Source organism: Ruegeria sp. AM4 (assembly GCF_056540665.1).
Window position 1 is genome coordinate 89,381 of the sequence record NZ_JBQFXD010000003.1, and the last position, 24,824, is coordinate 114,204.

Genomic DNA, 24,824 nt, shown 5'->3' on the forward strand with positions numbered 1-24,824 from the left:
AATGGCACAAGTCAACCTTGAGCCCGGCGCTTTCTTTACCCATATAGAGGTCAACGACGAAACCGGAGTAACGCCATGCAGACCCGCAACAAAATTCTGGACGATATGTCTCAGCTGATGACCAACGCGATGGGGGTGGCTCAGGGCGCGCGTCAAGAGGCCGAGACAGCGATGAAATCGATGCTGGATCGTTGGCTGGCGGATCGCGACTTTGTCACGCGCGAGGAATTCGATGCCGTCCGCGCCATGGCACAAAAGGCGCGCGAAGAGAACGCGGCGCTCGAAGCGCGTATTGCCGCGCTTGAGGCGAAGCTGGGCGACTAACGTCGGATCAGCGCAGAAATCGAATAGCAGATGCCGTTGGATGCACCGCGTGATCCGCTGCGGGATTGGGCGGTGCCGCGTATGATGACGCGTTGCAGCAATTAATCAAGCTAAAGCTGGCGTTACCGCCAATATTTTGATCGCCGTTGCCATCTGTCCACAACTTATTGCCTTTATCCCCAAAAATGGGGGTTGTCAGAGTCCCGGCCACATCGCACCATATTTAGTACAGGCCCAAGGGGGAAGCCCGGCTTGTAGAGCAGGCAACTAGCGCTGGGGCGCTGCCAGCCCCGGAATGCTAGAGATTAGTGAGGTGGCATTATGGCCCTTTCCGAGCAGTATCTCGAAGAAGACCTTCATCCGATCGACATTGTTGAACATCTTGCAGAACACCACGACTGGGACTTTGACCGGATCGGGGATGATCAGATTGCCATGGCTGTGGAAGGCCAGTGGCGCACCTATTCGATCACTTTGGCATGGTCCAACTACGACGAAACACTGCGTCTGGTGTGTTCCTTTGAAATGGAGCCACCCGCCGAGCGTGAGACCGAGTTGTACGAACTGCTCAACCGGATGAATGATCAATGCTGGGCCGGGGCCTTCACCTATTGGGCCAACCAAAAGCTGATGGTCTATCGCTACGGGCTGGTTCTGGCCGGTGGCCAGACGGCAAGCCCAGAGCAGATCGACACCATGATCAACGCTGCGGTGTTAAGCGCCGAGCGTTACTATCCCGCGATCCAATTGGTTACCTGGGGTAACCGCGATCCCGAAGACGCGATACAAGTCGCCATTGCAGAGGCTTACGGCCGCGCGTAAAGCTTTGCCCCGAACCACATCGCAGGGGAGGGGCAAAGATGGACATGTCACGCGTCGCCGAACAGGGCCTTGTGCAGTTGGGCTGTGGCAAGATGGGGTCTGCGATGCTAGCCGGTTGGCTGGATCATGGCCTGCCCGCATCCAGCGTTTGGGTGATCGATCCCTACCCATCGGATTGGGTGAAAGCGCAAGGCGTGAACGTAAATGTCACACTACCAGCCTCTCCGGCCGTCGTTCTGGTTGCTGTCAAACCACAGATGATGGGCGAGGCGCTGCCTGCGATTCAGGCGCTGGGCGGTGGTCGCAGCCTGTTTATCTCGGTCGCGGCGGGCACATCGATCGGGACGTTCGAGGCCGTATTGGGGCAGGGCACGCCGATCGTCCGCGCGATGCCAAACACGCCAGCAGCGATCCGGCAAGGCATCACCGCCCTCATCGGAAACAGTCATTCTACTGATAGCGATATCGCGCTGACCGAAAGCCTGCTGTCTGCCATTGGCGAGACGGTTCGGCTGGAAGACGAGGCACAGATGGATGCGGTTACAGGCGTCAGCGGGTCCGGCCCGGCCTATGTGTTCCACCTGATCGAAACTTTGGCAAAAGCGGGTGAAGCGCATGGCCTGCCGCACGATCTGGCAATGAAACTGGCCAAATCGACGGTGGCTGGCGCAGGTGCGCTGGCCATGACGGCCGAGGAGGACCCCGCCCAGTTGCGCATCAACGTGACCTCGCCCAATGGCACGACGCAGGCCGCGCTTGAGGTCTTGATGCACGAAGAGCAGGGATTTCCCGATCTGTTGCATCGGGCCGTCAAGGCGGCCACTGACCGGTCCAAGGAGCTGTCGCGTGAGTGAAATTACCTTTGACGATTTCTTGAAGGTCGATATCCGCGTGGGCGAGGTGACCCGCGCCGAACCCTACCCCGAGGCGCGCAAACCAGCGATCAAGATGTGGATCGATTTTGGCGACGAGATAGGCGAGCGGAAAACCTCGGCTCAGGTGACCGCGCATTACAACCCCGCGGGGCTGGTCGGAAAACAGGTCATGGCCGTTGTCAATTTTCCGCCCCGCCAGATCGGCAGATTCATGTCCGAGGTTCTGGTGCTGGGCCTGCCGGATGAAAACGACGAGATTGTTCTGATTGGCCCCGACGGCAAGGTGCCGCTGGGTGGAAGGATGCACTGATGAAGCTTTGGATCACGCGCCCCATGACCGACGCGGTGCAGACGCGGGCTATGGAAGAATTTGATGTCGACATTCGCAGCAGCACGACTCCGTTAAGCGAGGCCGAGATGATCGGGGCGCTGACCGATTACGACGTGGTTGTACCGACACTGGGTGACCTGTTCTCGGGCGATGTTTTCGCCGCTGTTGCCAGCCCGCGCTGCAAGTTGCTGGCCAATTTCGGCGTCGGTTACAACCACATTGATGTGAGCGCGGCACAGGCGGCCGGGGTGGTGGTCACAAACACACCCGGGGCTGTTACGGATGCCACTGCCGACATTGCAATGACCCTACTTCTGTCTACAGCCCGGCGCGCGGGCGAGGGTGAGCGGTTGGTCCGCGCAGGTGGCTGGCAGGGTTGGCACCCGACGCAGATGCTTGGGCACCATGTCTCGGGCAAGCGCGTTGGCATTGTCGGGATGGGCCGCATCGGTCAGGCGATTGCGCGGCGCTGTCACTTCGGGTTCGGGATGCAAGTGGCTTATCAGTCGCGCTCGGCCAAGGACGTCGATTTTCCGGCGCAGTTTGTTCCGGATCTTGAGGCGTTGGCGGCGCAGGTTGATTTCCTTGTGCTTGCCGTTCCGGGTGGTGCCGATACCCGCCATCTGATCGACGCGCGAGTGTTCGAGGCGATGAATTCTTCGGCGATTCTGGTCAACATCGCACGCGGTGAGGTCGTCGACGAATCTGCCCTGATCGCGGCATTGCGTGAAGGTCAGATCGCGGGCGCAGGCCTGGATGTCTATGAATTCGAACCGGACGTTCCGCAGGCGCTGCGCGACATGGAAAACGTCACGTTGCTGCCCCATCTGGGCACTGCGACCGAAGAGGTCCGCACCGGAATGGGCCATTTGGCGCTTGATAACGTAGCGGCTTTTGTCGCGGGTCGCCCGTTGCCCAATCCGGTCTAACCGCCCACGGCATCTCGCCAATGTTTGCGGCAGAGCGAAACGTAGGTCTCGTTGCCGCCGATCTGTACCTGTGCGCCTTCGGTGATCGTCTGGCCATTCTCGTCCTGACGGATCACCATGGTGGCCTTGCGTCCGCATTCGCATATGGTGCGCACTTCGCGCATCTCATCAGCCAGCGCCAACAGGGCCGCTGATCCGGGGAACAGCTTGCCCTGAAAGTCGACCCGCAGACCATAGGCCAGAACGGGGACGTTCAAATCATCGACCGCACGGGCCAGTTGCCAGACCTGATCTTCGGTCAGAAACTGCGCCTCATCCACGAAAACGCAGGCCAAGGGGCTAGCGTTCAGGCGGGTCTCGATCATCGCGAAAACGTCGTCATTTGTTCGGAACGTGTCTGCCTGTTCCGAGATCCCGATCCGAGAGGCGATCCTGCCTGATCCCGCGCGACCGTCAATCGCTGCCGTCAGCAGGTAAGTGTCCATGCCGCGTTCGCGATAATTGTGTGAAGCCTGCAGCAACACGGTCGATTTGCCCGCGTTCATGGTCGAATAATTGAAATAGAGCTTAGCCATGAAGCGGGTCTAGAATGCCAAAGCGGTCCGGGCAAGCCAACAGTTTCGGGATTGGTGCGACGCCGCCGTTACAATAGCCGAGGCCGAGCGTGAACTCTTGGGGATGGAAACCCCTGCCACCGCAACAGCAGCGCCGCAGGCCACCATGAGGCCCAAACAGCGCAGGGCGAAAATAGTGCCCTGCAATTACTCATTACCGGCACGAACGGCCGCCACTCACTCACAAAATCCCTGCATTTCTGAGGGATAGTCAATTTATGGCATTTCAATTATGATTCAAATATGGGAAATTTCCCTACCCTTTCCCCCGCTGGGACAAGCTTGGGACAGGAGCGCAGGTAACAAAGGTAAAACAATGGCAGATATCGGGGCCTATCTGAAGAAGCACACCGAAGCGCTGGTCAAGGATGTCGGGATCGAAGCCGCGTGCGAAATCACCGGCAAATCCAAGGCGACGTTGGGCCGGTACTATTCGGATAACGCGGAGCATTCGGATCGGTTCATGCCGGTTGATGCGGTTGCCCGTCTCGAGTCGGTCTCGGCCTATCCGCATGTGACCTCGGCGCTGGCAGACCTGTTGAACATCACGCTGTCTTACGATGGCCGCAACTCGACTAGCCCGCGCACCGGTGGCGTCAATGCGGATGTGATCGCCTTGAGCCAGCGGTTTGCCATGCTGATGACCGAATATCAGGCCGCGATTGAGGATGGGATCATTACAGTGAACGAGGCCAAGCGCCTTCTGAAAGAGACCAGTCTGTTGCAACAGGTGCTGATCGAGATGAAGCTTCATCTCGAGGAAGAAAGCGTCAACTAGGCCGTAGCTTTTTGGCCGTAATTCGGCGGGCGCGGCGTCAAACGTGCCGTTTGACGATCACAGAGCCAACCGAATATCCCGCCCCGAACGAGCAAATGAGGCCGATGTCGCCCTGCTGCAAATCGCCGGAATACTGTGAAAACGCAATGATCGACCCAGCGGACGAGGTGTTTGCGTAATCCTGAAGAATATTGGGTTGTTCTCCGACCTCGGGCGTGCGCCCCAGAACTTTTTTGCCGATAAAATCGTTCATTGTCTTGTTGGCCTGATGCAGCCACAGGCGTTTGAGGTCGGTACTGGCCACGTTCTCGCCGGTCATGTGATCCGCGATGTGGCGGCTGACCATGGGCAGAACCTCTTTGAACACCTTGCGCCCGTTCTGCATGAACTGCATGTCGCGGCGATCGACCAGGCCAGCGGGTCGGGATCGGCGCAAGAACCCGTTATTGTTGCGGATATTGTTGGAGAACTGCGTGGCACAGCGGGTCGAGATTACCTCGAAATGCGGGCCTTGGGCGTCTTCGATGCGTTCAATCAGCGTGGCAGTTGCGACGTCGCCAAAGATAAAGTGGCAATCGCGGTCACGCCATTCCAGATGGCCCGAGCAAATCTCGGGGTTGACGACCAATGCCGCCCGCACCGACCCAGATCGCACCATATCGGCCGCCGCCTGTATGCCAAATGTGGCCGACGAACAGGCGACGTTCATATCGAAACCAAACCCGTTGATACCCAGCGCCTGCTGAATTTCGATGGCGATCGCGGGATAGGCCCGTTCATGGTTTGACGCAGCACAAATCACCAGATCGACATCAGCCGCGGTTCGACCGGCCTGATCCAACGCTTTGGTGCAGGCATCCACGGCCATTTCGGTCATGATGCCAGGTTCATCATCGGACCTCTGGCGCAGGGCGGGGTGCATGATTTCAGGGTTCAGCACTCCGGTCTTGTCCATCACATAGCGGTTTTCGATCCCAGATGCCTTGACGATGAACTCTTCGGACGAATGTTGCAAAGGCTCGGCTTCACCCGCGGCGATGGCCTCTGCGTTCTCGGCATTCATGCGGTCGGCATAGGCATTGAACGCCAATACAAGCTCGGCATTGGTAATGACGTTTGGGGGCGTGAAAACTCCGGTACCGGTGATGGCGGGCGTATACATAGGGTGTCCTGAACATTTCGAATTAGAACAAGATGCAGGTACGGATCGGTTTGATCAAGATATCTTGACCTAAGGGAATGTGCGTTAGGTTTGCCATTTCACATCTTGAATAGTTCAGAAATTGAAGTATATGGCGGTCACATCGACGGAGCCCCACATGTCAGATGATACCAGCCGCAGCCTTAGCCGCATGAGCCCTGAGATACAGGCAATGATGGGCGTCTACGCTCTGTACTGGAAGCTGGAAGAAAGCTTTGACAGTATCGAAACCGACCTGAGCCATCAGGAATGCCACATGCTGATAAAACTAGATCAGCCCAAACGCATGGGTGTTTTGGCGACTGATATGTTAAGCGTTCCGTCCACGATCACAGCTACGGCGGATGCGTTGGAAAAAGCTGGCTACCTGTCCCGCAAGCGCGACCCCGAGGATCGGCGCGCCTGGCTTTTGTTGCTGACCGATAAAGGCGAAGATGCGCGCAATATGCTTGTGACAACAGCCGGAGAGCTGTTTCACCGCGCCTCTGGACTGAATGACGCCGAAACAGCCGAATTTGCCAGTCTGGCGTGCAAGATCCGCAATAACATCTTGAAAACCGGAATTCCCGAGGGATTGAAGAAATGAAACTCCTGACCTCTCTGGTCCTGTCACTGACCATTCTTGCAGCGCCTGCCGTTGCTCAGGACACCCCCAAACCTGTGAAGTTGATTCAGGTAAAGGAAACGGCGCCGGGCTTCTCGCGCCAGTTTTTTGGACGTGTCGCAGCGCGGCAAACCGTCGATCTGGCCTTTCAGGTCGCCGGACAGATTGTCGAAATGCCGGTCAACGAAGGCTTCGTGATCCCAAAGGGCGAATTGATTGCCCATCTGGATCAGGAACCGTTTGAACTCAAGCTGGATCGCGCGCGTCTCCAGAAGGACCAGGCGGATCGCACTGTCGCGCGCCTGTCGCGCCTGCGCGGCACCGCCGCCAGCCAGGTGGCTGTGGATGATGCGGAAACGGCAGCGCAATTGGCGGCCATCTCGTTGCGCGACGCTGAATACGAGTTGGAACACGCGACGCTGACGGCACCGTTCGACGCGTTGGTTTCAAGCCGCGCGGTCGAGGCATTTACGACCGTCTCGGCAGGGACGCCCATCGTGCGCATTCACGATATGTCCGAGCTTCGGATCGAAGTGGATGTGCCAGAAATTCTGTTCCAGCGGTCGAGCCAGCAAAACGAAATCACGATCACCGCCAAGTTCCCCGTCAGTGATGAGATTTTCCCGCTGGAAATCCGCGAATTCGACGCCGAATCGTCGAGCGTGGGGCAAACCTTTCGCATCCAGTTTGGTCTGACCCCGCCAGAGGGGCTGCAAATTCTTCCCGGTTCGTCTGTCACCGTCAATGTTCAGGTTCAGGATCGGCGTACGGGCATCATCGTGCCGGCCACCGCGATCGTCGCGGATGCCGGGGGTGATCTGGGCGTTATGGTCTATTCTCCGGTCGGGGCAGATGAGGGTACCGTTCAGCGTGTTCAGGTAAAAATTGAACCGACTCAAACAGGCGATGTGCGTGTCCTTGAAGGGCTATCCGAAGGTGATGAGATAGTGGTCGCTGGTGGCGGTGCCCTGGTCGATGGCCAAAAAGTACGCCGCTTTGTCGGCTTTTCCAACTGAGGGGCGGACAGATGAACATCGCACGCGCCTCGATTGATCGGCCGCTCTATACGTGGCTGATCATCCTGATTGCCCTGTTCGGCGGCATCTGGGGCTTTCTGTCGCTTGGTCGGCTTGAAGACCCGGCCTTCACCATCAAGAACGCAGTTATCATCACGCAATACCCCGGTGCCACGGCGGAACAGGTTGCGCTGGAAGTTTCCGAGCCGCTTGAATCGGCCATCCAGCAGATGGGAGAGGTCGACAAGATTACCTCGATGAACCAACCCGGCCAGTCGATCATCGAGGTCGAGGTCAAATCCACCTATGACGGGACCGAGCTACCCGACATCTGGACCCGGTTGCGTGCCAAGGTCGGCGACGCCGCGCGGGCCTTGCCGTCGGGCGTTGGAGAGCCGTTTGTCAATGACGGCTTCGGGGACGTTTTCGGGCTGTTCTACGCGGTCACGGCCGAGGGGTATTCGGATGCGGAAAAGCATGAGCTTGCGACGTTTCTGCGCCGCGAGTTGTTGACCGTCGACGGGGTCGCCGATGTCGAAGTTCAGGGCTTGCCGGACGAAGCGATTTTCATCGAACCCGATCTGGCGATCTCGGTGAACCAGAATGTGCCATTTCAGGCGATCAACGATGCGATTGCAAACGCCGACTCGGTCAATTCGTCGGGCTCCTTGCGCTCGGCCGATGACCGAACGACGATCCTGACGGCAGAGGGGTCCGACAGCGTGTCTGCCATCGCCGGTCTGTCCGTTGGCTCGCAAGGGCAGGTTGTCAATCTGTTCGACATGTCCAATGTCTACAGGGCGCGGCAAAGTGATCCGTCGATCATGATCCGCTATAACGGGGTCGAAGCATTCACGCTTGGGATTGCGGGCCTTTCCGACGAGAACATCGTCGAAGTCGGCAAGCGCGCGGACCAGAAATTTGCCGAACTGGATGCGGACATTCCCTACGGCGTCGAGATCCTGCCCGTCTACCAGCAGCACGTGGTGGTCGAGCAGGCATCGAACGACTTTCTTGTTAACCTCGCCATGTCGGTCACGATCGTGGTCATTGTCTTGGCCATTTTCATGGGCTGGCGCGCCGCGATTGTTGTCGGGTCCACCCTTTTGCTAACCGTGGTGGGCACGCTGCTGTTCATGTCGATGTTCTCGATCGAGATGGAGCGTATCTCGCTGGGTGCATTGATCATTGCCATGGGGATGCTGGTGGACAACGCGATCGTTGTCGCCGAAGGGATGCAGATCGCCATGTTGCGTGGCAAATCCTCACGCGATGCAGCCGAAGACGTGGCCGGGAAAACGCAAATCCCGCTGTTGGGTGCAACCGTGATCGGCATCATGGCCTTTGCGGGTATCGGCCTCAGCCCGGACGCGACCGGAGAGTTTCTGTTTTCGCTGTTTGCCGTGATCGGAATCTCGCTGCTGCTCAGCTGGGTACTGGCGATCACCGTGACGCCTATGCTGGGGCACTACTTCTTCAAGCAGGGGACTGGTGAGGACACAGACGCCTATGGTGGCCCGCTGTTCCGAATCTATGGTGCGATCCTGCGCGGAGCATTGCGGCTTCGCTGGCTGGTTCTGGCGGGTCTGATCGGTGTCACCGTGGTTTGCTATGCGGGCTTTGGCCTGATGAAGCAGCAGTTCTTCCCGGACTCGAACACGCCGCTGTTCTTTGTGCACTACAAACTGCCGCAGGGAACACCAATTGCGCGGACCGCCGAAGACATGGCCGTCTTCGAAGAATGGCTTGAGGCCCGCGACGACGTCGTATCTGTCACTACGTTTGTCGGGCAGGGGGCAACGCGGTTCATGCTGACCTATTCGGCCGAAAAGCCGAATCCAAGCTATGGTCACATGATCATCCGGACCGAAAGCCTTGAGGATATTCCCGCCTTGCAGGCCGATCTCGAAACCTTTGGCATTGCCCGTTTCCCCGAAGGAGAGTTTCGCACCAAGCGACTGGTTTTCGGACCGGGCGGCGGTGACCCGATCCAGGCCCGGTTTTCCGGCAGTGACCCGGCGGTATTGCGGGGGCTTGCGGATCAGGCCATTCAAGTCATGAAAAACGCATCGCCCAACGCGCTGAATGTGCATCACGACTGGCGCGAAAAGGAATTGGCCGTACAGCCGATCTACGCCACCGAACGTGCGCAAACAGCGGGCGTCACGCGCGAGGATATCGCGGCAACCCTGCAATTTTCGACAGACGGTATCACCGGTGGTGTTCTGCGGGAACGCGACCGGCTGATCCCGATCATTCTGCGCCGCCCGGCAGACGGGGATTATTCGATTGTCGATCAGGTCGTCTTTTCCGATCAGTCCGAAAGGTTCGTGCCGATCGAGCAGATGGTTGACGGGTTCGAATATCAGGCACTCAATACGCTGGTGCATCGCCGCGATCGGGTGCTGACGATCACTGTGGGTGCCGATATCCCATCCGACCTGACGGCCGTGCAGGTTCATTCCGAAGTACGCGCCGCCGTCGAGGCAATTGACCTGCCGCCGGGCTACAAGATGGAATGGGGTGGCGAGTATGAAAACTCGCGCGACGCGCAGCAAAGTCTGGGGCGGCAATTGCCGCTGAGCCTGCTGATCATGGTGTTGATTTCGGTCATGCTGTTCAATGCGTTGCGCCAGCCGATCATCATCTGGCTGCTGGTGCCCATGTCGGTCAACGGTGTCGTCATCGGGTTGCTGGGAACCGGTCTGCCCTTCACGTTTACAGCCTTGCTGGGGCTTCTGAGCCTGTCGGGCATGTTGATCAAGAACGGCATCGTTCTGGTTGAGGAGATCGACCTGGTGCGGGCGACGGGCAAACCGTTGCAGCCTGCGATTGTCGAAGCCTCGGTCTCGCGTTTGCGCCCTGTAATGCTGGCGGCGATTACCACGATCCTGGGCATGGCGCCGTTGCTGACAGACGCGTTCTTTGTCTCGATGGCTGTCACGATCATGGGCGGACTGGCCTTTGCCACCATTCTGACGATGGTTGCGGCGCCGGTCCTCTACATGCTGCTATTCGCGCGCGAGGAAAGGCGACGGCTGGCCGCGGCTTGATCTGCTTTGGGCGGCTGATTCAGCCGCCCTTATCTTTCTCCGGGTCGTAATGATAGCAAAAACACGAAATCTTGTTGCCGTCGGGGTCACGAAGATACGCGACAAAAAAATCCGGTTCATACCTGTCACGTGTTCCGGGGCCGCCTTCGTCGGTCCCACCATTTTCCAAGCCAACTGCATAAAACCGCCGAACGTGATCCGCCGTTTCAACCGGAAACGCAATCATTGTTCCATTGCCAACAGAGGCCGGTGCCGCGTCATAGGGTTGGCATATCCAAAATCCTGTCCCCTTTTCCAGATCGTTGCCCCATCCCGCCCAGGTATCGGACCACCCCGGAAGGCGTTGCTGTCCCAGAACGGCGAAAATCGCGTCGTAGAATGGAATGGCGCGCTGTATGTCGTTGGTTCCGTAGGTGGTGAACAGGTTCATGGGTGCTCTCCGGTACTCAGACTTCCGCAGATTGCGATGACAACCGGTGAATTCAAACAAAAAAGACCCCGGCCAAAACCGGGGTCGATTGGCAATTGAGCAGCTTTGACTGAAATCAGCCTTGCAGCGATTTCACCTCGACCTCTTCTTCGGCCTGCGCCTTGATGGCCAGCGCAGCGGCGTGGCTGGCGGCGGCTGTGGTAAAGTAGGGGATTTTGTCATAGAGCGCGATCGAGCGGATCGCCTTGCTGTCCTCGACCGCCTGCGCGCCTTCAGTGGTGTTCATTACCAGTTGCACCTGGCCGTCTTTCAGCATGTCGACCACGTCGGGGCGGCCCTCATACACTTTGTTGACCAGATCGCAGGCTACACCCTGATCCGACAACCATGTCTGGGTGCCGCGGGTCGCCACCAGTGAAAATCCTTGCTCGGACAGAACCTGAGCGGCCTCAAGCATCGCCGGACTCTTGTCGGCATCCTTGATCGAGATGAAAGCGCGGCCCGAGGACGGCAGGACCATGCCCGCCCCCATCTGCGCCTTGAGGAAGGCGCGCGGGAAGTCGCGATCCCAGCCCATGACCTCGCCGGTGGAACGCATTTCAGGGCCCAGAATGGTATCGACGCCGGGGAACCGGGCAAAGGGCAGAACCGCCTCTTTCACCGAGAACCACGGCATGTCCGGGTCGGCCAGTGTCATCTGGTCGGCAATCTTGGTGTCATCCACGGTCTTGTAGGCCGGGCGCTGCGGGAAGGCCGTCAGCTTTTCACCTGCCATCACACGGGCGGCGATGGACGCAATCGCGCTATCGGTGGCCTTGGCGACAAAGGGCACGGTACGGCTTGCGCGGGGGTTTACCTCGATCAGGTAAATCTCATCATCCTTGATCGCAAACTGGACGTTCATCAGGCCGACGACATTCAGCGCCTTGGCCAGCTTGAACGCCTGAACCTTGATCTGTTCGATGATCTCTTTCGACAGTGAATAAGGTGGCAGCGAACAGGCCGAGTCGCCAGAGTGAACCCCGGCCTCTTCGATATGCTGCATGATGCCTGCGACGTGCACGTCGGTGCCATCGCACAGCGCGTCGACGTCCAGCTCAACCGCGCCGGCCAGATAGCTGTCCAGCAGAACCGGGCTGTCACCGGAAACCACCACGGCCTCGTTGATATAACGTCTCAGTTGATCCATATCGCGCACGATTTCCATCGCGCGACCGCCCAGAACGTATGACGGGCGGATGACCAGCGGGAAGCCGATGTCTTCGGCGATCTCAAGCGCTTGCTCGTCGGTCGAAGCGATGCCGTTCTTGGGCTGTTTCAAGCCCAGATCATTGACCAGCGCCTGGAAGCGTTCCCGGTCTTCGGCAAGGTCGATGGCGTCGGGCGTGGTGCCAAGGATCGGAATGCCCTCAGCCTCTAACGCGTTGGCCAGTTTCAGCGGGGTCTGGCCGCCGAACTGAACGATCACGCCGTGCAGGGTACCGTTTTCCTGCTCTTTCGTCAGGATTTCCATGACATGTTCAAAGGTCAGCGGTTCGAAATACAGCCGGTCCGAGGTGTCATAGTCGGTCGACACGGTCTCGGGGTTGCAATTGATCATGATGGTTTCATAACCCGCTTCGGTCAGCGCGAAACAGGCGTGGCAGCAGCAATAGTCGAACTCGATGCCCTGACCGATCCGGTTCGGGCCACCGCCGAGGATGACGACTTTCTTGCGGTCGCTCGGGCGCGCTTCGCATTCAACCTCACCCATCATCGGGGCTTCGTAGGTCGAGTACATATAAGGCGTTTGCGCCTCAAATTCGGCAGCGCAGGTGTCGATGCGTTTGAAGACCGCGTTGACGCCCAGATTGCGGCGGGCACGGCGGACATTGTCTTCGTCGCGACCAGTCAGGTTGCCCAGACGCGCGTCGGTGAAGCCCAGCATCTTCAATTTTCGAATGCCGTCTTCGGTTACGGGCAGGCCGTCTTTGCGCACCTGCCGTTCAGCATTGATGATCTCACGGATACGAGCCAGGAACCACGGGTCGAACTTGGTGACCCCGAAAATCTCATCGTCGGTCAGGCCATGCCGCATCGCCTGCGCGATGGTGCGCAGGCGGTCCGGCGTCTGCTGGCTGATCGCCTTGATGATGGCGGCCTTGTCGTCGGCTTCGTCCCAGACACCCACATTCAGGCCGGGGATTTCAACCTCATCAAAACCGGTCAAACCCGATTCCATCGAGGCCAGCGCCTTTTGCATCGATTCGTGGATGGTACGGCCGATGGACATGGCCTCACCCACCGACTTCATTGCGGTGGTCAGGTAGGGTTCCGAACCGGGGAATTTCTCGAATGCGAATTTCGGGATTTTGGTGACGACATAGTCGATGGTCGGTTCGAACGAGGCAGGCGTGACCTTGGTGATGTCGTTGTCCAATTCGTCCAGCGTATAGCCCACGGCCAGCTTTGCCGCGATCTTGGCAATCGGGAAACCGGTCGCCTTCGACGCCAGCGCAGATGAGCGGGACACACGCGGGTTCATCTCGATCACGACCATGCGGCCGTCAACAGGGTTGATCGCCCATTGCACGTTCGAGCCGCCGGTTTCGACGCCGATCTCACGTAGGACGGCAATCGAGTGATTGCGCATGATCTGATATTCTTTGTCGGTCAGTGTCAGCGCCGGGGCCACGGTGATCGAGTCACCGGTATGCACACCCATCGGGTCAACGTTCTCGATCGAACACACGATGATGGCGTTGTCGGCGGTGTCACGCACCACTTCCATCTCGTATTCTTTCCAACCCAGCAGGCTTTCGTCGATCAGGATCTGACCAACGGGCGAGGCATCCATGCCCGAGCGGCAAATATGGATATAATCCTCACGGTTATACGCTACGCCCCCGCCAGTGCCACCTAGCGTAAAGGCGGGGCGGATGATGGCGGGCAAGCCCACGGTTTCAAGCGTGTCCAGCGCCAGCGCGACACCAGCATCCAGGTCTTTCTTGCCGGCGTCATCCTTGGGCGCTGTTACGATCTCGGCCTTGGGGTTTTCGATGCCCAGCCGGTCCATCGCTTCGCGGAACAGGGCGCGGTCTTCGGCCATTTCGATGGCGTCGCGCTTGGCGCCGATCATTTCGACACCGAACTTTTCCAACACACCCATTTCTTCCAGTGCCAGCGAGGTGTTCAGGCCGGTCTGTCCGCCCATGGTGGGCAGCAAGGCGTCGGGGCGTTCCTTCTCGATGATCTTGGCGACAACCTCGGGCGTGATCGGCTCGATATAGGTGGCATCCGCCAAACCCGGGTCGGTCATGATCGTGGCTGGGTTCGAGTTGACCAGAATGACCCGGTAGCCTTCTTCTCGCAGTGCCTTGCATGCCTGAGCGCCGGAATAGTCGAATTCACAGGCCTGACCGATAACAATGGGGCCCGCCCCGATGATCATGATCGACTGAATGTCGGTTCTTCTCGGCATGGCCTTGTTCCTTCGATTGTCCGCGAGTCAGGGCACCGCCCCAGCGCCCAAATTGTCCTGCGTTATAGGGACCGCGCGAAAAGGTGCAAGAGGTATCGGAAACAAGGCTGAAATTGCCGCTTTCCCCCCTTTCGCTTGCTGGCGTATCCTCTATATCGCGCAGCACGGCCAAAGAGGATGCACTTGCGTATTCGTTTCGATCAAGGACCAGCCGGGCGCGGAACCCGGTTCGAGCGTCCATCCCGGATCATCCGCGCGGATGATGTCCAGGACGTGCCCCAGGCTCTGGCGGCGCTTGATCAGGCGCGCGCGGAAGGAGCATGGCTGGCAGGATACGCAAGCTATGAGCTGGGTTACGTGCTTGAGCCGCGTTTGGCCGAGCGTTTACCGGACAATCGACGCCTGCCTCTGTTGTGTTTCGGTGTATATGACGAACCGGATCGCGTTGGCCTCTCGAAGGACATTGGCGCAGTTACGGCGTTTCAGCCGCGCTGGGACGAGACGCGGTACACAGGCTCATTCCGCGTGGTGCATGACGCCATCGGCGCGGGTGACATCTATCAGGCAAACCTGACCTTCCCCATCGACCTTGAGGTGACCGGAGACAGTGCAGCCCTTTATGCGGCGCTTGCGGCAGGCCAGCCCGTCGGTCACGGAGCGCTGGTCGAGCAGGACGGTCTGCCCGATCTGCTCAGTCGATCTCCCGAGCTGTTTTTCCGCACTGACGCTGAGGGCCGGATCGAAACGCGCCCAATGAAGGGCACACAGCCGCGCAGCGAGGACCCGGTCGAAGACGAACGCCGCCGAACGTTCTTGTCTTCGGATGAAAAGAACCGCGCCGAAAACCTGATGATCGTTGACCTGCTGCGCAACGATATCAGCCGGGTTGCGCTGGCCGGATCGGTTAAGGTGCCCGAGCTTTTCAAGGTCGAAACCTATGCGACCGTTCACCAGATGGTGTCGCTGGTGCAAGCACAGCTGCATCTTGGCGTCGGCCTGTCGGATATCCTGACGGCCCTGTTCCCCTGCGGATCGATCACCGGGGCGCCGAAGATTCGCGCCATGGAGATCCTGTCTGAACTGGAACCCTGGCCCCGCGATGTTTACTGCGGCACTATTGGCTGGGCAGCGCCTGACGGGCGATCGGAATTCAACGTGGCCATTCGAACGCTGATGGTTGAAAACGGCAAAGCGACCCTGAATGTCGGCGGCGGTCTGGTTTGGGACAGCACCGCCCCTTCGGAATATGAGGAGGCGTTATGGAAAGCCCGCTTCGCCCACCAACTGAGCCTGATTTCCGTCTGATCGAAACGCTGGCCTTTCGGCCCGAACAAGGATTTGTTCGCTGCGACCGCCATCTGATCCGCATGGCACACACGGCCAAGACGTTCGGAATTCCTTTCGACCGGAGTGCCGCGCTGGCGGCGTTGAACGCGGCCTTGGGCGATGAGTCTTTGCGCTGCCGCTTAACGCTCGATGCAAAGGGCAGTCTTGCGCTGACGACTGGAACTTTGGCACCTAATCCGGACGTCTGGCGCGTGGGCATTGCACCGCAGAGGCTGTCGTCGTCGGATATCTGGCTGTATCACAAAACCACGCGAAGGGCCGTTTATGACTCCGCTCGTGCGAATCTGCCGCAGGATGTTGACGAAGTGCTGTTTCTGAACGAACGCGATGAGTTGTGCGAAGGCACGATTACGAACCTGTTCCTGACCATGCCGGATGGCAGGCAACTGACACCTTCGTTGCGATGCGGCCTCCTCCCCGGCATCCTGCGCGAGGAGTTGCTGGACAATCAGCAGGTTACCGAATCCGTTCTGACCTTGACCGATCTGCAAAATGCGCGATCTTTCTACTGTGGCAATTCCCTGCGGGGACTGATCCGGGCGGAGATAGTAGCACCTTGAGCAAGAACATCGAATGGCTGGAGGCCCCGGCAACCAATGCGCACCTCAGGATCGAGTTTGGGCTGTTCTTTGTGGCGGTCCCGGTGCTGATCGCGACCCTGTTCCCGCCAAACTGGATGTTCCCATCGCTTTTTGCCTTTACCGGGCTGGGCATACTCCTGCTGCAGAACACGCCCGGGTTTTCGTGGTCCGAGCTTCGATTTGGCTGGCGAAACTGGTCTTGGTTGGAAGTGATCGGATTCACCGTGTTCATGGCCGCCTTCTGTTCGGCCCTGGTCTTATGGGCACGGCCCGAGGCGGCTTTTGCGCTTCTTCTGCACCGGCCGGAACTGCTGATATTCATCTCTGTTGGCTACCCTTTGCTGTCGGCCCTTCCGCAAGAGCTGCTGTTCCGGTCGCTTTTTTTCCGGCGCTACCATGCGATCCTGCCTGAAGGGCGCGCTGCGTATCTGCTGAACGCCGGGCTATTTTCATTGGCCCACCTGATGTATTGGAGCTGGGTCGTCGCAATCATGACCTTCGCCGGAGGCCTGCTGTTCACCTGGGCCTACCGCAAGCGCGGGTCATTCTTTTACGCGGTTCTGCTGCATGCAATTGCGGGCAACATCATCTTTGCTGCGGGGCTTGGGGTTTATTTCTACTCGGGCAATGTGCAAAGGCCGTTTTGACGGTGCGACCTGCCTTGACTTTCCGGGCCTGACGGGGTGTATCGGCGCGACGAATTCTGCGCCCGAAGGGATATGATCCATGCACGCCTATCGCAGCCACACCTGCGCCGCTCTGACTGCCGCCAATGTTGGTGAAACCGTCCGCCTGTCCGGTTGGGTGCATCGTGTCCGAGATCATGGCGGCGTGCTGTTCATCGACTTGCGCGACCACTTTGGTGTGACGCAGGTTCTGTGTGATGGCGACAGCGCGGCGTTTGCCGAGTTGGAAAAGGTGCGGTCCGAATGGTGCATCCGTATTGATGGCACCGTCAAAGCACGCGACCCAGAGTTGGTGAACCCGAAACTGCCAACCGGTGAGATCGAGGTCTATGTGCGCGAGCTGGAAGTGCTGGGTGCCGCAGATGAGCTGCCGTTGATGGTGTTTGGTGATCAGGAATACCCTGAGGAAACCCGCCTGCGTTACCGTTACCTCGACCTGCGCCGCGAGGCGATGCAGCAGAACATGACCCTGCGCTCGGACGTTGTCGCATCCATGCGCCGCCGGATGTGGGATCAGGGTTTCCGCGAATATCAGACGCCGATCATCACCGCGTCCTCGCCCGAAGGCGCGCGCGATTTTCTGGTACCGTCGCGCCTGCATCCGGGTAAGTTCTATGCTTTGCCGCAGGCCCCACAGCAGTTCAAACAGCTGATCATGGTCTCGGGCTTCGACAAGTATTTCCAGATCGCGCCGTGCTTTCGCGACGAAGACCCGCGCGCCGACCGTTCGCCCACCGATTTCTACCAGCTTGACCTCGAGATGTCGTTTGTCGAGCAACAAGACGTGTTCGACACGATCCAGCCCGTTCTGACCGGTGTGTTTGAAGAGTTCGGTGGCGGCCGCAAGGTCGATCAGGACTGGCCGCAAATCTCCTACAAGGACTCGGCACTTTGGTACGGCACCGATAAGCCTGACTTGCGCAACCCTATTAAAATGCAAGTGGTCTCCGACCACTTCCGCGGGTCTGGCTTCGCGATTTTCGCGAAGCTGCTGGAGCAAGAGGGCACCGAAATCCGCGCTATCCCAGCGCCGAGTGGTGGCAGCCGTAAGTTCTGTGACCGTATGAACGCCTTTGCGCAGAAAGAGGGTCTGCCCGGCATGGGTTATATCTTCTGGCGCGATCAGGGTGAGGGGATGGAGGCCGCCGGCCCGCTGGCTAAGAACATTGGCCCCGAGCGCACTGAGGCGATCCGTCAGCAACTGGGGCTGGGTGTTGGTGACGCGGCGTTCTTCCTGGGCGGCAAGCCGAAAGCCTTTGAAAAGGTCGCGGGCAAAGCGCGCGACGTGATCGGCGACGAATTGAACCTGACTGAAAAAGATCGCTTCGCCTTCGCCTGGATCGTGGATTTCCCGATCTACGAGCAGGACGAAGAATCCGGCGCGATCGATTTCGAGCACAACCCGTTCTCGATGCCCCAAGGGGGTATGGACGCGCTGAACGGCGATCCGCTGGACGTGCGCGGATATCAGTACGATCTGGCGTGCAACGGGTACGAATTGGTTTCGGGCGCGATCCGGAACCACAAGCCAGAGATCATGCTGAAAGCCTTTGAGCTGGCAGGCTATGGCGAAGACGAAGTGAAGTCCCGCTTTGGTGCGCTGTTCAACGCGTTCCACTATGGCGCCCCGCCGCACGGCGGCTGTGCAGCGGGGATCGACCGGATCGTGATGCTGCTGGCTGATGAGGCCAACATTCGCGAGGTCATGATGTTCCCAATGAACCAGCGTGCCGAGGATCTGATGATGGACGCGCCGTCGGATCCGACCTCGGATCAGTTGATGGAACTTGGGCTGCGGCTTATTCCGCAGGAATAGGCGCCGGATCGCCCGCGCTGGCGCGGGCGATGTTTCATGCGCCTGGTAAGCGGGCGCGGTTCATTCGGTGTCGAAGGATATCGTGCGGTCCCGTCGGCTGTTTCGGATCTTTTTGGCCGAGCGCCGCGTTTGGCGATACATCCAGATGCTCAGCAAGGACGCGGTCACGAAATTGGCGATCTCCACGTCAGATCGCCTCCTGCCGCTGCAATCTGTTTTGCACCAGCCCGGCCAACCGGGCCGCCTGCGCGGTTACCGGAGCGCCCTGTGCGCGAGAAACCGCTAATTGCTGCGCCGCTTCGGCCAAAACGGTGTCGTCCGCATCGCGGGCCACACCGCGCAGGAATTGAGCCGCGTAGTCCAACGTATTCTGATCCGCCGGTCCCGCCAGCACATCGGCGATATGGGCCATGTCGTCCTGATAAGCCATCGGGTCCGGATGTACGGTGTCATCGCGCACCGCGTCCAATCCGCTGGGTCGTCGATCTTCAGGCAGCAGCGTCAGAATGGCGGTTTGAAAATGGGCCAGCGATGTCAGCGGCTTGGCCAAAAAACCGTCGGCCCCGGCCTGCATTGCGGCAGCCTCGGCCCCTTCGTCACCAGACAGGCCCAGAATGGCGTCGATCCTTGGCATTTCGTCTGTCAGCTCGGCAATCAGATCGGCACCGGATCCGTCGGGCAGGCCCATATCCACAATGATCACCGAGGGGCGATAGATCTGTAAATGCCGCCGAGCCGATTTCAGGCAATCCGCGCGCCGGATCCGAGCGCCGCTGTGCAGGCACATCAACCTGATGGCGTCGCAGGCATAGCGGCTATCCTCGACTACAAGGATGGTCTGACCCAACAGCGGCCGCAGCCTTGTGGGCATCGGATAAGAGGCGAATGGTCCCGAATCGTCCATGGCAGAACTCCTAATCAGCAGATGACCAAGGCTAGGAACTCCTGGCTAACACAGGGTTAACGGGCAATTTGGCGCACTTGCCCTTTGACCAGGCAGCCTCCATAACCGCTGCAACGCAGAACGGAGGAAAACCGATGATCGGACGCCTGAACCATGTTGCCATTGCCGTGCCGGACCTCGAGGCCGCTTCGGCCCAATACCGCAACGCTTTGGGCGCCAAGGTCGGCGCACCGCAGGACGAGCCGGACCACGGCGTAACGGTCGTGTTCATTGAGCTGCCGAACACCAAGATCGAACTGCTCTACCCGCTGGGCGACGACAGCCCGATCAATGGTTTTCTGGAAAAGAACCCCGCAGGTGGCATTCACCATGTCTGCTATGAGGTCGAAGATATCATCGCCGCCCGCGACCACTTGCAGGAGACCGGCGCCCGCGTCCTGGGAACCGGTGAGCCCAAAATCGGCGCCCATGGCAAGCCGGTCCTGTTCCTGCACCCCAAGGATTTCAATGGCTGTCTGGTCGAGTTGGAACAGGTCTGAGGCACCCCGATGACCATTACCGCCGCACTGGTTCTGTTCGCCGTCATCTGGTTTCTGACCCTGCTGGTTGTACTGCCGGTGCGGATCAAGACGCAGGGTGATCTGGGTGATATCGTCCCGGGTACCCACGCGGGCGCCCCGGAAGTGCACCACATGAAAAAGAAATTCTGGATTACGACCGGAATTTCTTTGGTGTTATGGGCGATCATCGCCGGGACCATCATCTCGGGCGTGATCACGGTCCGGGATTTTGATTGGCTCAATCAGTTGGAGCCGCGCGAATAGGGATCAGCGCCGGGATTCTGATAGACGGTGATAGATGTGGGTGAATGTGGCTGCCCCAAGGATCGGAATCACCAGATTAACCAGCGGTACGGACAAGGGAATCGCCATCAGTGTGCCCGCAGCCCAGATCGTCGTCGCATGTTTGGCGCGCAATTTACGCGCTCCGTCCCGTCCCAGCCGCCGCATCGCGGCCAGCGTAAAATACTCCCGCCCCAACAAAAACCCGTTCATCGCCCAAAAGATGAAGGGGGCCAGGGGTGTAAAGATCGCATAGAGGATCAGCGCCAGCAGGTTTGCGACAATCAGCACCCCCAGAAAGCCCAGGGCGTCGCGCAGGGCGTCAGCTATCGGTATGCCGGGAACCCGGGGCAGGGAAGGATAATGCTTGTCCTCGACCGCCTGTGCGACCTCGTCCAGAAACATTGATGTAATCGCCGAGGCGACCGGCACCATCAGAAAGACCGGCAGGATCAGCACCAAAAGGATGCCGGAATAGTTCAGAACGTCGTTCAGCCATGGCACGGTTCCGACGAAGGGCAGGGAAATCTCGCCACCCGCCAGCTCATTGATCACCCAGATCGCGCCCGCGCAGGCCAGGATTAGCAATATCACTGTCAGTCCAACACCGCGCAAAAGGACGGAACGGAATTTGGGATCCCCGATCTGACCGAGCGCGGCAAAGAACGCATTGAATATGATCATTCCGAAACCCATTGCGTCAGGGCGGCAATATCAGGGCGCGGGCGTTCAGGTGGAGCGGTCTGTTCCGTGGCGATGTGGATGAACCCGGCAACGCGTTCGTTTTTGGCCAGTCCCAAAGCCTGTTCACAGAACTCGCGATCATGAGCTTGCCAGCCCGTCAGCCAGTTGGCGCCCCAGCCCGCGGCCAACGCCGCATTGAGCAGCGCAAGGCAGACCGCCCCGGTGGAATACGTCTGTTCGATGGCAGGGATCTTTTCCGAGGGTTTCTGTACCTCGATCACCGCGACGGCCAGCTGACCCATATCGAACTGGCTGCGGGCCTTGGCGATGTCATCTTCGCCCTTGCCCAAAGCCCGCGCACGCATTTCGGTCAGATCAGCCAACCGCGACATGGCACCTTTTTCAAGGACGACAAAGCGCCAAGGCTCAAGCTTGCCATGATCCGGGCTGCGTGCCGCAGCGGTCAAAAGTGGCATAAGCTCGTCCCGCGTGGGTGCAGGGCCGGTCAGCGTTTTTGCAGGTCGCGACCGGCGGGTCAGCAGAAATTCAAGCGCTGCGGGATTCTTGAGGGACATATGTTAACTCTCTTTACATGGGGCGAGCTTTATCTCGGCCCAAATGGGTCGGGTTTCAAGGGCGAATTGAACGAAATACCGCCGCAAATTCAATCGCACCCCCCGGGGTCAGTCCAAGCGGGCAGGCAAATGGCGGAGGCTTAAGAATCCTGAGGGTCGGTTTCGCGAATTTGATAGACACCTTCGGGCAAATCCAGCGCAGCGGCCAGATCACGGACCTGTTCGGGCGACAGGGTTATCTTTTGGATCTTGTCGGTGCGCGGGTCGAATTGCTCGAGCGTAACGCATTCGGCAAAGCTGTTGATAACGATGTCCTCTTGCAAAGGCTTGGGGCCTTCGTCCACCAGCGTAATCACCGTCGAGTCGAATTCATGCTCAATAGAAAACATGACGTCACACTGCCGGGCGACGGGCGGTATTGCAACCCGTTGCGGTCGAATTCGACGGTGGCCCCTCTGTGAAGGCCGCGTTATGGTTGCTTGCTGGCAGGACTGACTGAAAGGAAATGGAATGCGCCGTCTGGCCCTGATGCTGGTCCTGTTTCTGGCGGCGTGTGACACAACGTCGGTTGTAGCCATTCCGGTGCAAGAGTGGACCCCTTCGTCTCCGAATCTGCGTGCTGTTGCACCTGCTTTCAAACAGGTGAGCACTTCGGTTGGCGCTGCGTCTCGTTCAGAATGCCAGCGTCGCGCCCGCGCAGTGAACTGCGATTTCGTGGTTCTGGTGGACTTGGATCCGCGCGCGCCTGCAAACGCCTTTCAGACATTGGATGAAAATGGCCGCCCGCTGATCATCTTCACTCAGGAAATGATCCTGTCGACCCGAAACGCCGATGAGATGGCATTTGTCATGGGGCATGAGGCAGCACATCACGTTCTGGGCCATATCGCGCGACAGGCCGAGAATGCCAAGGAAAGTGCGCGGATTTTTGGGGAGCTGGCACGCAGTCAGGGCAAGGACGCCGCCGAGATCGAGCGCGCCCAGGAAATCGGAGCCGAGGTTGGCGCGCAGTATTATTCGCGCGCGTTCGAGCTGGAGGCCGATCAGCTTGGCACCATCATCACCAATTCTGCCGGATACAATCCCCTGATCGGGGCCGAATATTTCCAGCGTATCCCCGACCCTGGCGACCGGTTTCTGGCATCGCACCCGCCCAATGCTGCGCGGGTTCAGGCGGTTCTGCAGACGGCGACCGAGTTGGGGCTGACGCGATGACAAACATGGCGCGCCTTGGAGTGATTCTGACGGATCGAGGGTCGAAATACGCGGTCTCTGGCGGGTCCGCCAGCAGCCGCGCTGATGTTGATGCGATGCTGGCCGAGCTCAAATCCGACAAAGCCTATGCCAAGGCTACGCATAACACCTGGGCGGCGGTTCTGCCGACAGGCGCGCTCAAGGCGGATGACGGAGAGGCAGGGGCAGGAATGGTCATTCTGCGAATGATGGAACGGGCCGAGCTTGCAAATCATCTGATCGTGGTGACGCGCTGGTATGGTGGCAAAAAGCTGGGCGGGGACCGGTTCCGCCGCGTTCAGGACGCGACGCGGGCGTATCTGGATCACCTCGATTCCGGTCCTTGACCTGAATCAAAGGCGTAGTCCCCAAACCCCGATACCTTTCCTCTGTAGGCACAACGGAAAGGACTGCGTATGCCTGACCGCAAACAACTGAAGCATCACGCGGGTCTTGTCGATCGAATGGCCCAGAAACTTGGTGTCGACCTGCAGGACGCAGCGATCGCCGGTGCCATCGAAATCGACGAGATCTCTGAGGCCGTGTTGCGATGCACCAACTGCCCCAATCCGGGGCACTGTGAGACGCTTCTGGATCAGGCACAGCCCTCGCGCCGCACTCCGGAATATTGCCGCAACCAGGAATTGCTGCACAGGCTGCAACCCTAGTGCTGCGGACGCCGCAACTGGGTCGTGCCATGACCCACCTCCGACTGGTGTTGCGTATGGGGCAGGCCACCGGCAGCGATATTGTCGCTGCGTATCAAGACGGGCACCTCACACAGCAGGAATGGGCCGAGATGGTTCAAGCATGCCGGGGGTGCGAATGGGCCCGGCATTGCCCGGACTGGCTGGACAGGAACGAAACTTTGAAACAAACGCCGATGGAGTGCGCGAACAGGGACAGGTTTGCCACCCTCCGGGTCAGACAGTCGCGGGTAGGCGGCTGACGCAAACCGATTCTCCCGAGTGGGCCTCATTTGCGGCAAAAAACCACTCAACCACTGGATTTGATTGGATCAAAGCTTGGCGTGCGTGCCGTCGCAAAGTGGTGGTTTGCCGCAGTGTTTGCAGCCGCAAAAAAACACTTTCTTGCTGGCCTCGGCGGTGTATTTCACCGGCTCGAACCCGGTATCCTTATGTGACCCATCGCAAAACGGTTGTCGCTTGGATTTTCCGCATGCGCACCAGAAATAGGATTTACCTTCGACAACATCGACAGGATATGGGGTCTTTTGGGCAATTACCGGGGGTTCGGACATGTGGCTACTCCGTCTTTTGCTGATGTCACGGGCAAAGTGTAAGCCGGTGATCAAAAATTGGTAGCCTGCCGTAAGATTTCTGGCCCCTCGGATCGTCGATGCAGCGTGGTTTCGCCTTAAATCACGGTGTTGTGATCAACGCTGTTGCCAGAGCGATAACTTGCGCCTATCCTGATCGCGGCCCCGAAAAACTGGGCAATATCAGAAAAGTAATAGAGGACTGACGGACATGAAACTCAAATTCGCTGCCATCTGCGCTACGGCCTTTGTACTGACCGCTTGCTCGCAGCAGGAAGAGCCGACCCCGGTGTACATCACACCTGAGTATGACAAGTACGGCTCTCCAAGCTGTCCGGCTGGTTACGATGTGGCCACGACCGAAGCAGGCCAGACCGTCTGTAACCCGGCTGCTCAATAAACAGTTTCGCAGGCGGTCCCATTTCGGGCCGCCTGCCTCC

The 24,824-nt window shown here is 58.9% G+C and carries 30 protein-coding genes; 20 read left to right on the forward strand and 10 right to left on the reverse strand.

Annotated elements, in window-relative coordinates; all coding sequences use genetic code 11:
• Positions 1 to 75 precede the first annotated feature (75 nt).
• The 5 genes from ACR0JA_RS08220 (at position 76) to ACR0JA_RS08240 (ending at position 3,281) form a co-directional block, all read left to right on the forward strand.
• Positions 76 to 324 (forward strand): accessory factor UbiK family protein, encoded by a 249-nt coding sequence (locus ACR0JA_RS08220; protein WP_480572633.1) that lies wholly within the window; start codon positions 76 to 78, stop codon positions 322 to 324.
• Positions 325 to 645: 321 nt separating this feature from the next.
• Complete coding sequence (locus ACR0JA_RS08225) at positions 646 to 1,146, forward strand: type III secretion system chaperone family protein (RefSeq protein WP_480572635.1); 501 nt, start codon at positions 646 to 648, stop codon at positions 1,144 to 1,146.
• A gap of 38 nt (positions 1,147 to 1,184) precedes the next feature.
• Positions 1,185 to 2,000, forward strand: a complete 816-nt coding sequence (gene proC, locus ACR0JA_RS08230) for a pyrroline-5-carboxylate reductase (protein ID WP_480572637.1) — start codon at positions 1,185 to 1,187, stop codon at positions 1,998 to 2,000.
• Positions 1,993 to 2,331: a tRNA-binding protein gene (locus ACR0JA_RS08235; protein ID WP_480572639.1), complete on the forward strand. Its 339-nt coding sequence runs from the start codon at positions 1,993 to 1,995 to the stop codon at positions 2,329 to 2,331. The genes proC and ACR0JA_RS08235 overlap by 8 nt, the downstream gene beginning before the upstream one ends.
• Positions 2,331 to 3,281, forward strand: coding sequence for a 2-hydroxyacid dehydrogenase (locus ACR0JA_RS08240; protein ID WP_480572640.1), 951 nt, complete (start codon positions 2,331 to 2,333; stop codon positions 3,279 to 3,281). Before ACR0JA_RS08235 ends, ACR0JA_RS08240 begins: the two co-directional genes overlap by 1 nt.
• On the opposite strand, the gene ACR0JA_RS08245 is transcribed toward ACR0JA_RS08240, so the two are convergent.
• On the reverse strand, positions 3,278 to 3,856 hold the full coding sequence (locus ACR0JA_RS08245; protein WP_480572642.1) for a thymidine kinase: 579 nt from the start codon (positions 3,854 to 3,856) through the stop codon (positions 3,278 to 3,280). The two genes, ACR0JA_RS08240 and ACR0JA_RS08245, sit on opposite strands and share 4 nt — an antisense overlap.
• 355 nt (positions 3,857 to 4,211) lie before the next feature.
• On the opposite strand from ACR0JA_RS08245, the gene ACR0JA_RS08250 reads away from it, so the two are divergent.
• On the forward strand, positions 4,212 to 4,673 hold the full coding sequence (locus ACR0JA_RS08250; RefSeq protein WP_480572644.1) for a hypothetical protein: 462 nt from the start codon (positions 4,212 to 4,214) through the stop codon (positions 4,671 to 4,673).
• Positions 4,674 to 4,710: 37 nt separating this feature from the next.
• Here ACR0JA_RS08250 and ACR0JA_RS08255 read toward each other — a convergent pair whose 3' ends face one another.
• Positions 4,711 to 5,835, reverse strand: a complete 1,125-nt coding sequence (locus tag ACR0JA_RS08255) for a beta-ketoacyl-ACP synthase III (protein WP_480572646.1) — start codon at positions 5,833 to 5,835, stop codon at positions 4,711 to 4,713.
• Positions 5,836 to 5,992: 157 nt separating this feature from the next.
• Between ACR0JA_RS08255 and ACR0JA_RS08260 the strand changes: the two genes are divergently transcribed.
• Genes ACR0JA_RS08260 through ACR0JA_RS08270 form a run of 3 tightly spaced genes read left to right on the forward strand, consistent with a single transcriptional unit; the run spans position 5,993 to position 10,547 of the window.
• Positions 5,993 to 6,460 (forward strand): MarR family winged helix-turn-helix transcriptional regulator, encoded by a 468-nt coding sequence (locus ACR0JA_RS08260; RefSeq protein WP_480572648.1) that lies wholly within the window; start codon positions 5,993 to 5,995, stop codon positions 6,458 to 6,460.
• Positions 6,457 to 7,494, forward strand: a complete 1,038-nt coding sequence (locus ACR0JA_RS08265; protein WP_480572650.1) for an efflux RND transporter periplasmic adaptor subunit — start codon at positions 6,457 to 6,459, stop codon at positions 7,492 to 7,494. Before ACR0JA_RS08260 ends, ACR0JA_RS08265 begins: the two co-directional genes overlap by 4 nt.
• 11 nt (positions 7,495 to 7,505) lie before the next feature.
• On the forward strand, positions 7,506 to 10,547 hold the full coding sequence (locus tag ACR0JA_RS08270; RefSeq protein ID WP_480572651.1) for an efflux RND transporter permease subunit: 3,042 nt from the start codon (positions 7,506 to 7,508) through the stop codon (positions 10,545 to 10,547).
• Between the two features lie 19 nt (positions 10,548 to 10,566).
• Here ACR0JA_RS08270 and ACR0JA_RS08275 read toward each other — a convergent pair whose 3' ends face one another.
• Positions 10,567 to 10,977 (reverse strand): VOC family protein, encoded by a 411-nt coding sequence (locus tag ACR0JA_RS08275; RefSeq protein WP_480572653.1) that lies wholly within the window; start codon positions 10,975 to 10,977, stop codon positions 10,567 to 10,569.
• 115 nt (positions 10,978 to 11,092) lie between these two features.
• Positions 11,093 to 14,437, reverse strand: a complete 3,345-nt coding sequence (gene carB, locus ACR0JA_RS08280) for a carbamoyl-phosphate synthase large subunit (protein WP_480572655.1) — start codon at positions 14,435 to 14,437, stop codon at positions 11,093 to 11,095.
• 177 nt (positions 14,438 to 14,614) lie between these two features.
• On the opposite strand from carB, the gene ACR0JA_RS08285 reads away from it, so the two are divergent.
• The 4 genes from ACR0JA_RS08285 to aspS all read left to right on the forward strand — a co-directional run bounded on the left by ACR0JA_RS08285 (position 14,615) and on the right by aspS (position 18,867).
• Positions 14,615 to 15,742 carry an aminodeoxychorismate synthase component I gene (locus ACR0JA_RS08285; RefSeq protein WP_480572657.1) on the forward strand — a complete coding sequence of 376 codons (1,128 nt, stop codon included), beginning with the start codon at positions 14,615 to 14,617 and terminating at the stop codon, positions 15,740 to 15,742.
• Positions 15,697 to 16,344 carry an aminotransferase class IV family protein gene (locus ACR0JA_RS08290; RefSeq protein ID WP_480572659.1) on the forward strand — a complete coding sequence of 216 codons (648 nt, stop codon included), beginning with the start codon at positions 15,697 to 15,699 and terminating at the stop codon, positions 16,342 to 16,344. Before ACR0JA_RS08285 ends, ACR0JA_RS08290 begins: the two co-directional genes overlap by 46 nt.
• Positions 16,341 to 17,012 carry a CPBP family intramembrane glutamic endopeptidase gene (locus tag ACR0JA_RS08295; protein ID WP_480572661.1) on the forward strand — a complete coding sequence of 224 codons (672 nt, stop codon included), beginning with the start codon at positions 16,341 to 16,343 and terminating at the stop codon, positions 17,010 to 17,012. The genes ACR0JA_RS08290 and ACR0JA_RS08295 overlap by 4 nt, the downstream gene beginning before the upstream one ends.
• Positions 17,013 to 17,091: 79 nt before the next feature.
• Positions 17,092 to 18,867 carry an aspartate--tRNA ligase gene (aspS, locus tag ACR0JA_RS08300; RefSeq protein ID WP_480572663.1) on the forward strand — a complete coding sequence of 592 codons (1,776 nt, stop codon included), beginning with the start codon at positions 17,092 to 17,094 and terminating at the stop codon, positions 18,865 to 18,867.
• A gap of 60 nt (positions 18,868 to 18,927) precedes the next feature.
• Here the strand turns inward: aspS and ACR0JA_RS08305 are convergent, their stop codons facing one another.
• Together ACR0JA_RS08305 and ACR0JA_RS08310 are read right to left on the reverse strand one after the other, a co-directional pair.
• On the reverse strand, positions 18,928 to 19,053 hold the full coding sequence (locus tag ACR0JA_RS08305) for a hypothetical protein (protein WP_480572665.1): 126 nt from the start codon (positions 19,051 to 19,053) through the stop codon (positions 18,928 to 18,930).
• A gap of 1 nt (position 19,054) precedes the next feature.
• On the reverse strand, positions 19,055 to 19,771 hold the full coding sequence (locus ACR0JA_RS08310; RefSeq protein WP_480572667.1) for a response regulator: 717 nt from the start codon (positions 19,769 to 19,771) through the stop codon (positions 19,055 to 19,057).
• Positions 19,772 to 19,905: 134 nt separating this feature from the next.
• On the opposite strand from ACR0JA_RS08310, the gene mce reads away from it, so the two are divergent.
• Together mce and ACR0JA_RS08320 are read left to right on the forward strand one after the other, a co-directional pair.
• Positions 19,906 to 20,310, forward strand: coding sequence for a methylmalonyl-CoA epimerase (mce, locus tag ACR0JA_RS08315; protein WP_480572669.1), 405 nt, complete (start codon positions 19,906 to 19,908; stop codon positions 20,308 to 20,310).
• Between the two features lie 9 nt (positions 20,311 to 20,319).
• Positions 20,320 to 20,595 (forward strand): DUF1467 family protein, encoded by a 276-nt coding sequence (locus ACR0JA_RS08320; RefSeq protein ID WP_480572671.1) that lies wholly within the window; start codon positions 20,320 to 20,322, stop codon positions 20,593 to 20,595.
• A 3-nt stretch (positions 20,596 to 20,598) separates the two neighbouring features.
• On the opposite strand, the gene ACR0JA_RS08325 is transcribed toward ACR0JA_RS08320, so the two are convergent.
• From ACR0JA_RS08325 to ACR0JA_RS08335, 3 genes are all read right to left on the reverse strand, one after another.
• A complete protein-coding gene (locus ACR0JA_RS08325) occupies positions 20,599 to 21,297 on the reverse strand; it encodes an EI24 domain-containing protein (protein ID WP_480572673.1) in 699 nt (232 codons plus the stop codon).
• Positions 21,294 to 21,872 carry a nitroreductase family protein gene (locus tag ACR0JA_RS08330; RefSeq protein ID WP_480572674.1) on the reverse strand — a complete coding sequence of 193 codons (579 nt, stop codon included), beginning with the start codon at positions 21,870 to 21,872 and terminating at the stop codon, positions 21,294 to 21,296. Before ACR0JA_RS08330 ends, ACR0JA_RS08325 begins: the two co-directional genes overlap by 4 nt.
• 140 nt (positions 21,873 to 22,012) lie before the next feature.
• A complete protein-coding gene (locus tag ACR0JA_RS08335; RefSeq protein WP_480572676.1) occupies positions 22,013 to 22,261 on the reverse strand; it encodes a hypothetical protein in 249 nt (82 codons plus the stop codon).
• 121 nt (positions 22,262 to 22,382) lie between these two features.
• Here ACR0JA_RS08335 and ACR0JA_RS08340 point away from each other — a divergent pair, with 121 nt between their 5' ends.
• The 4 genes from ACR0JA_RS08340 (at position 22,383) to ACR0JA_RS08355 (ending at position 24,054) form a co-directional block, all read left to right on the forward strand.
• Positions 22,383 to 23,087, forward strand: coding sequence for a M48 family metallopeptidase (locus ACR0JA_RS08340; RefSeq protein ID WP_480572678.1), 705 nt, complete (start codon positions 22,383 to 22,385; stop codon positions 23,085 to 23,087).
• A complete protein-coding gene (locus tag ACR0JA_RS08345; RefSeq protein WP_480572680.1) occupies positions 23,084 to 23,452 on the forward strand; it encodes a YigZ family protein in 369 nt (122 codons plus the stop codon). The genes ACR0JA_RS08340 and ACR0JA_RS08345 overlap by 4 nt, the downstream gene beginning before the upstream one ends.
• Positions 23,453 to 23,521: 69 nt before the next feature.
• The gene (locus ACR0JA_RS08350) at positions 23,522 to 23,773 is read left to right on the forward strand and encodes a DUF6455 family protein (protein WP_480572682.1); all 252 of its coding nucleotides are present in this window, start codon (positions 23,522 to 23,524) and stop codon (positions 23,771 to 23,773) included.
• Positions 23,773 to 24,054 carry a DUF6455 family protein gene (locus ACR0JA_RS08355; protein WP_480572684.1) on the forward strand — a complete coding sequence of 94 codons (282 nt, stop codon included), beginning with the start codon at positions 23,773 to 23,775 and terminating at the stop codon, positions 24,052 to 24,054. The genes ACR0JA_RS08350 and ACR0JA_RS08355 overlap by 1 nt, the downstream gene beginning before the upstream one ends.
• 69 nt (positions 24,055 to 24,123) lie before the next feature.
• On the opposite strand, the gene ACR0JA_RS08360 is transcribed toward ACR0JA_RS08355, so the two are convergent.
• Positions 24,124 to 24,366 carry a CDGSH iron-sulfur domain-containing protein gene (locus tag ACR0JA_RS08360; protein ID WP_480572686.1) on the reverse strand — a complete coding sequence of 81 codons (243 nt, stop codon included), beginning with the start codon at positions 24,364 to 24,366 and terminating at the stop codon, positions 24,124 to 24,126.
• 229 nt (positions 24,367 to 24,595) lie between these two features.
• Here ACR0JA_RS08360 and ACR0JA_RS08365 point away from each other — a divergent pair, with 229 nt between their 5' ends.
• On the forward strand, positions 24,596 to 24,784 hold the full coding sequence (locus ACR0JA_RS08365; RefSeq protein ID WP_480572688.1) for a hypothetical protein: 189 nt from the start codon (positions 24,596 to 24,598) through the stop codon (positions 24,782 to 24,784).
• The last annotated feature ends 40 nt before the right edge of the window (positions 24,785 to 24,824 follow it).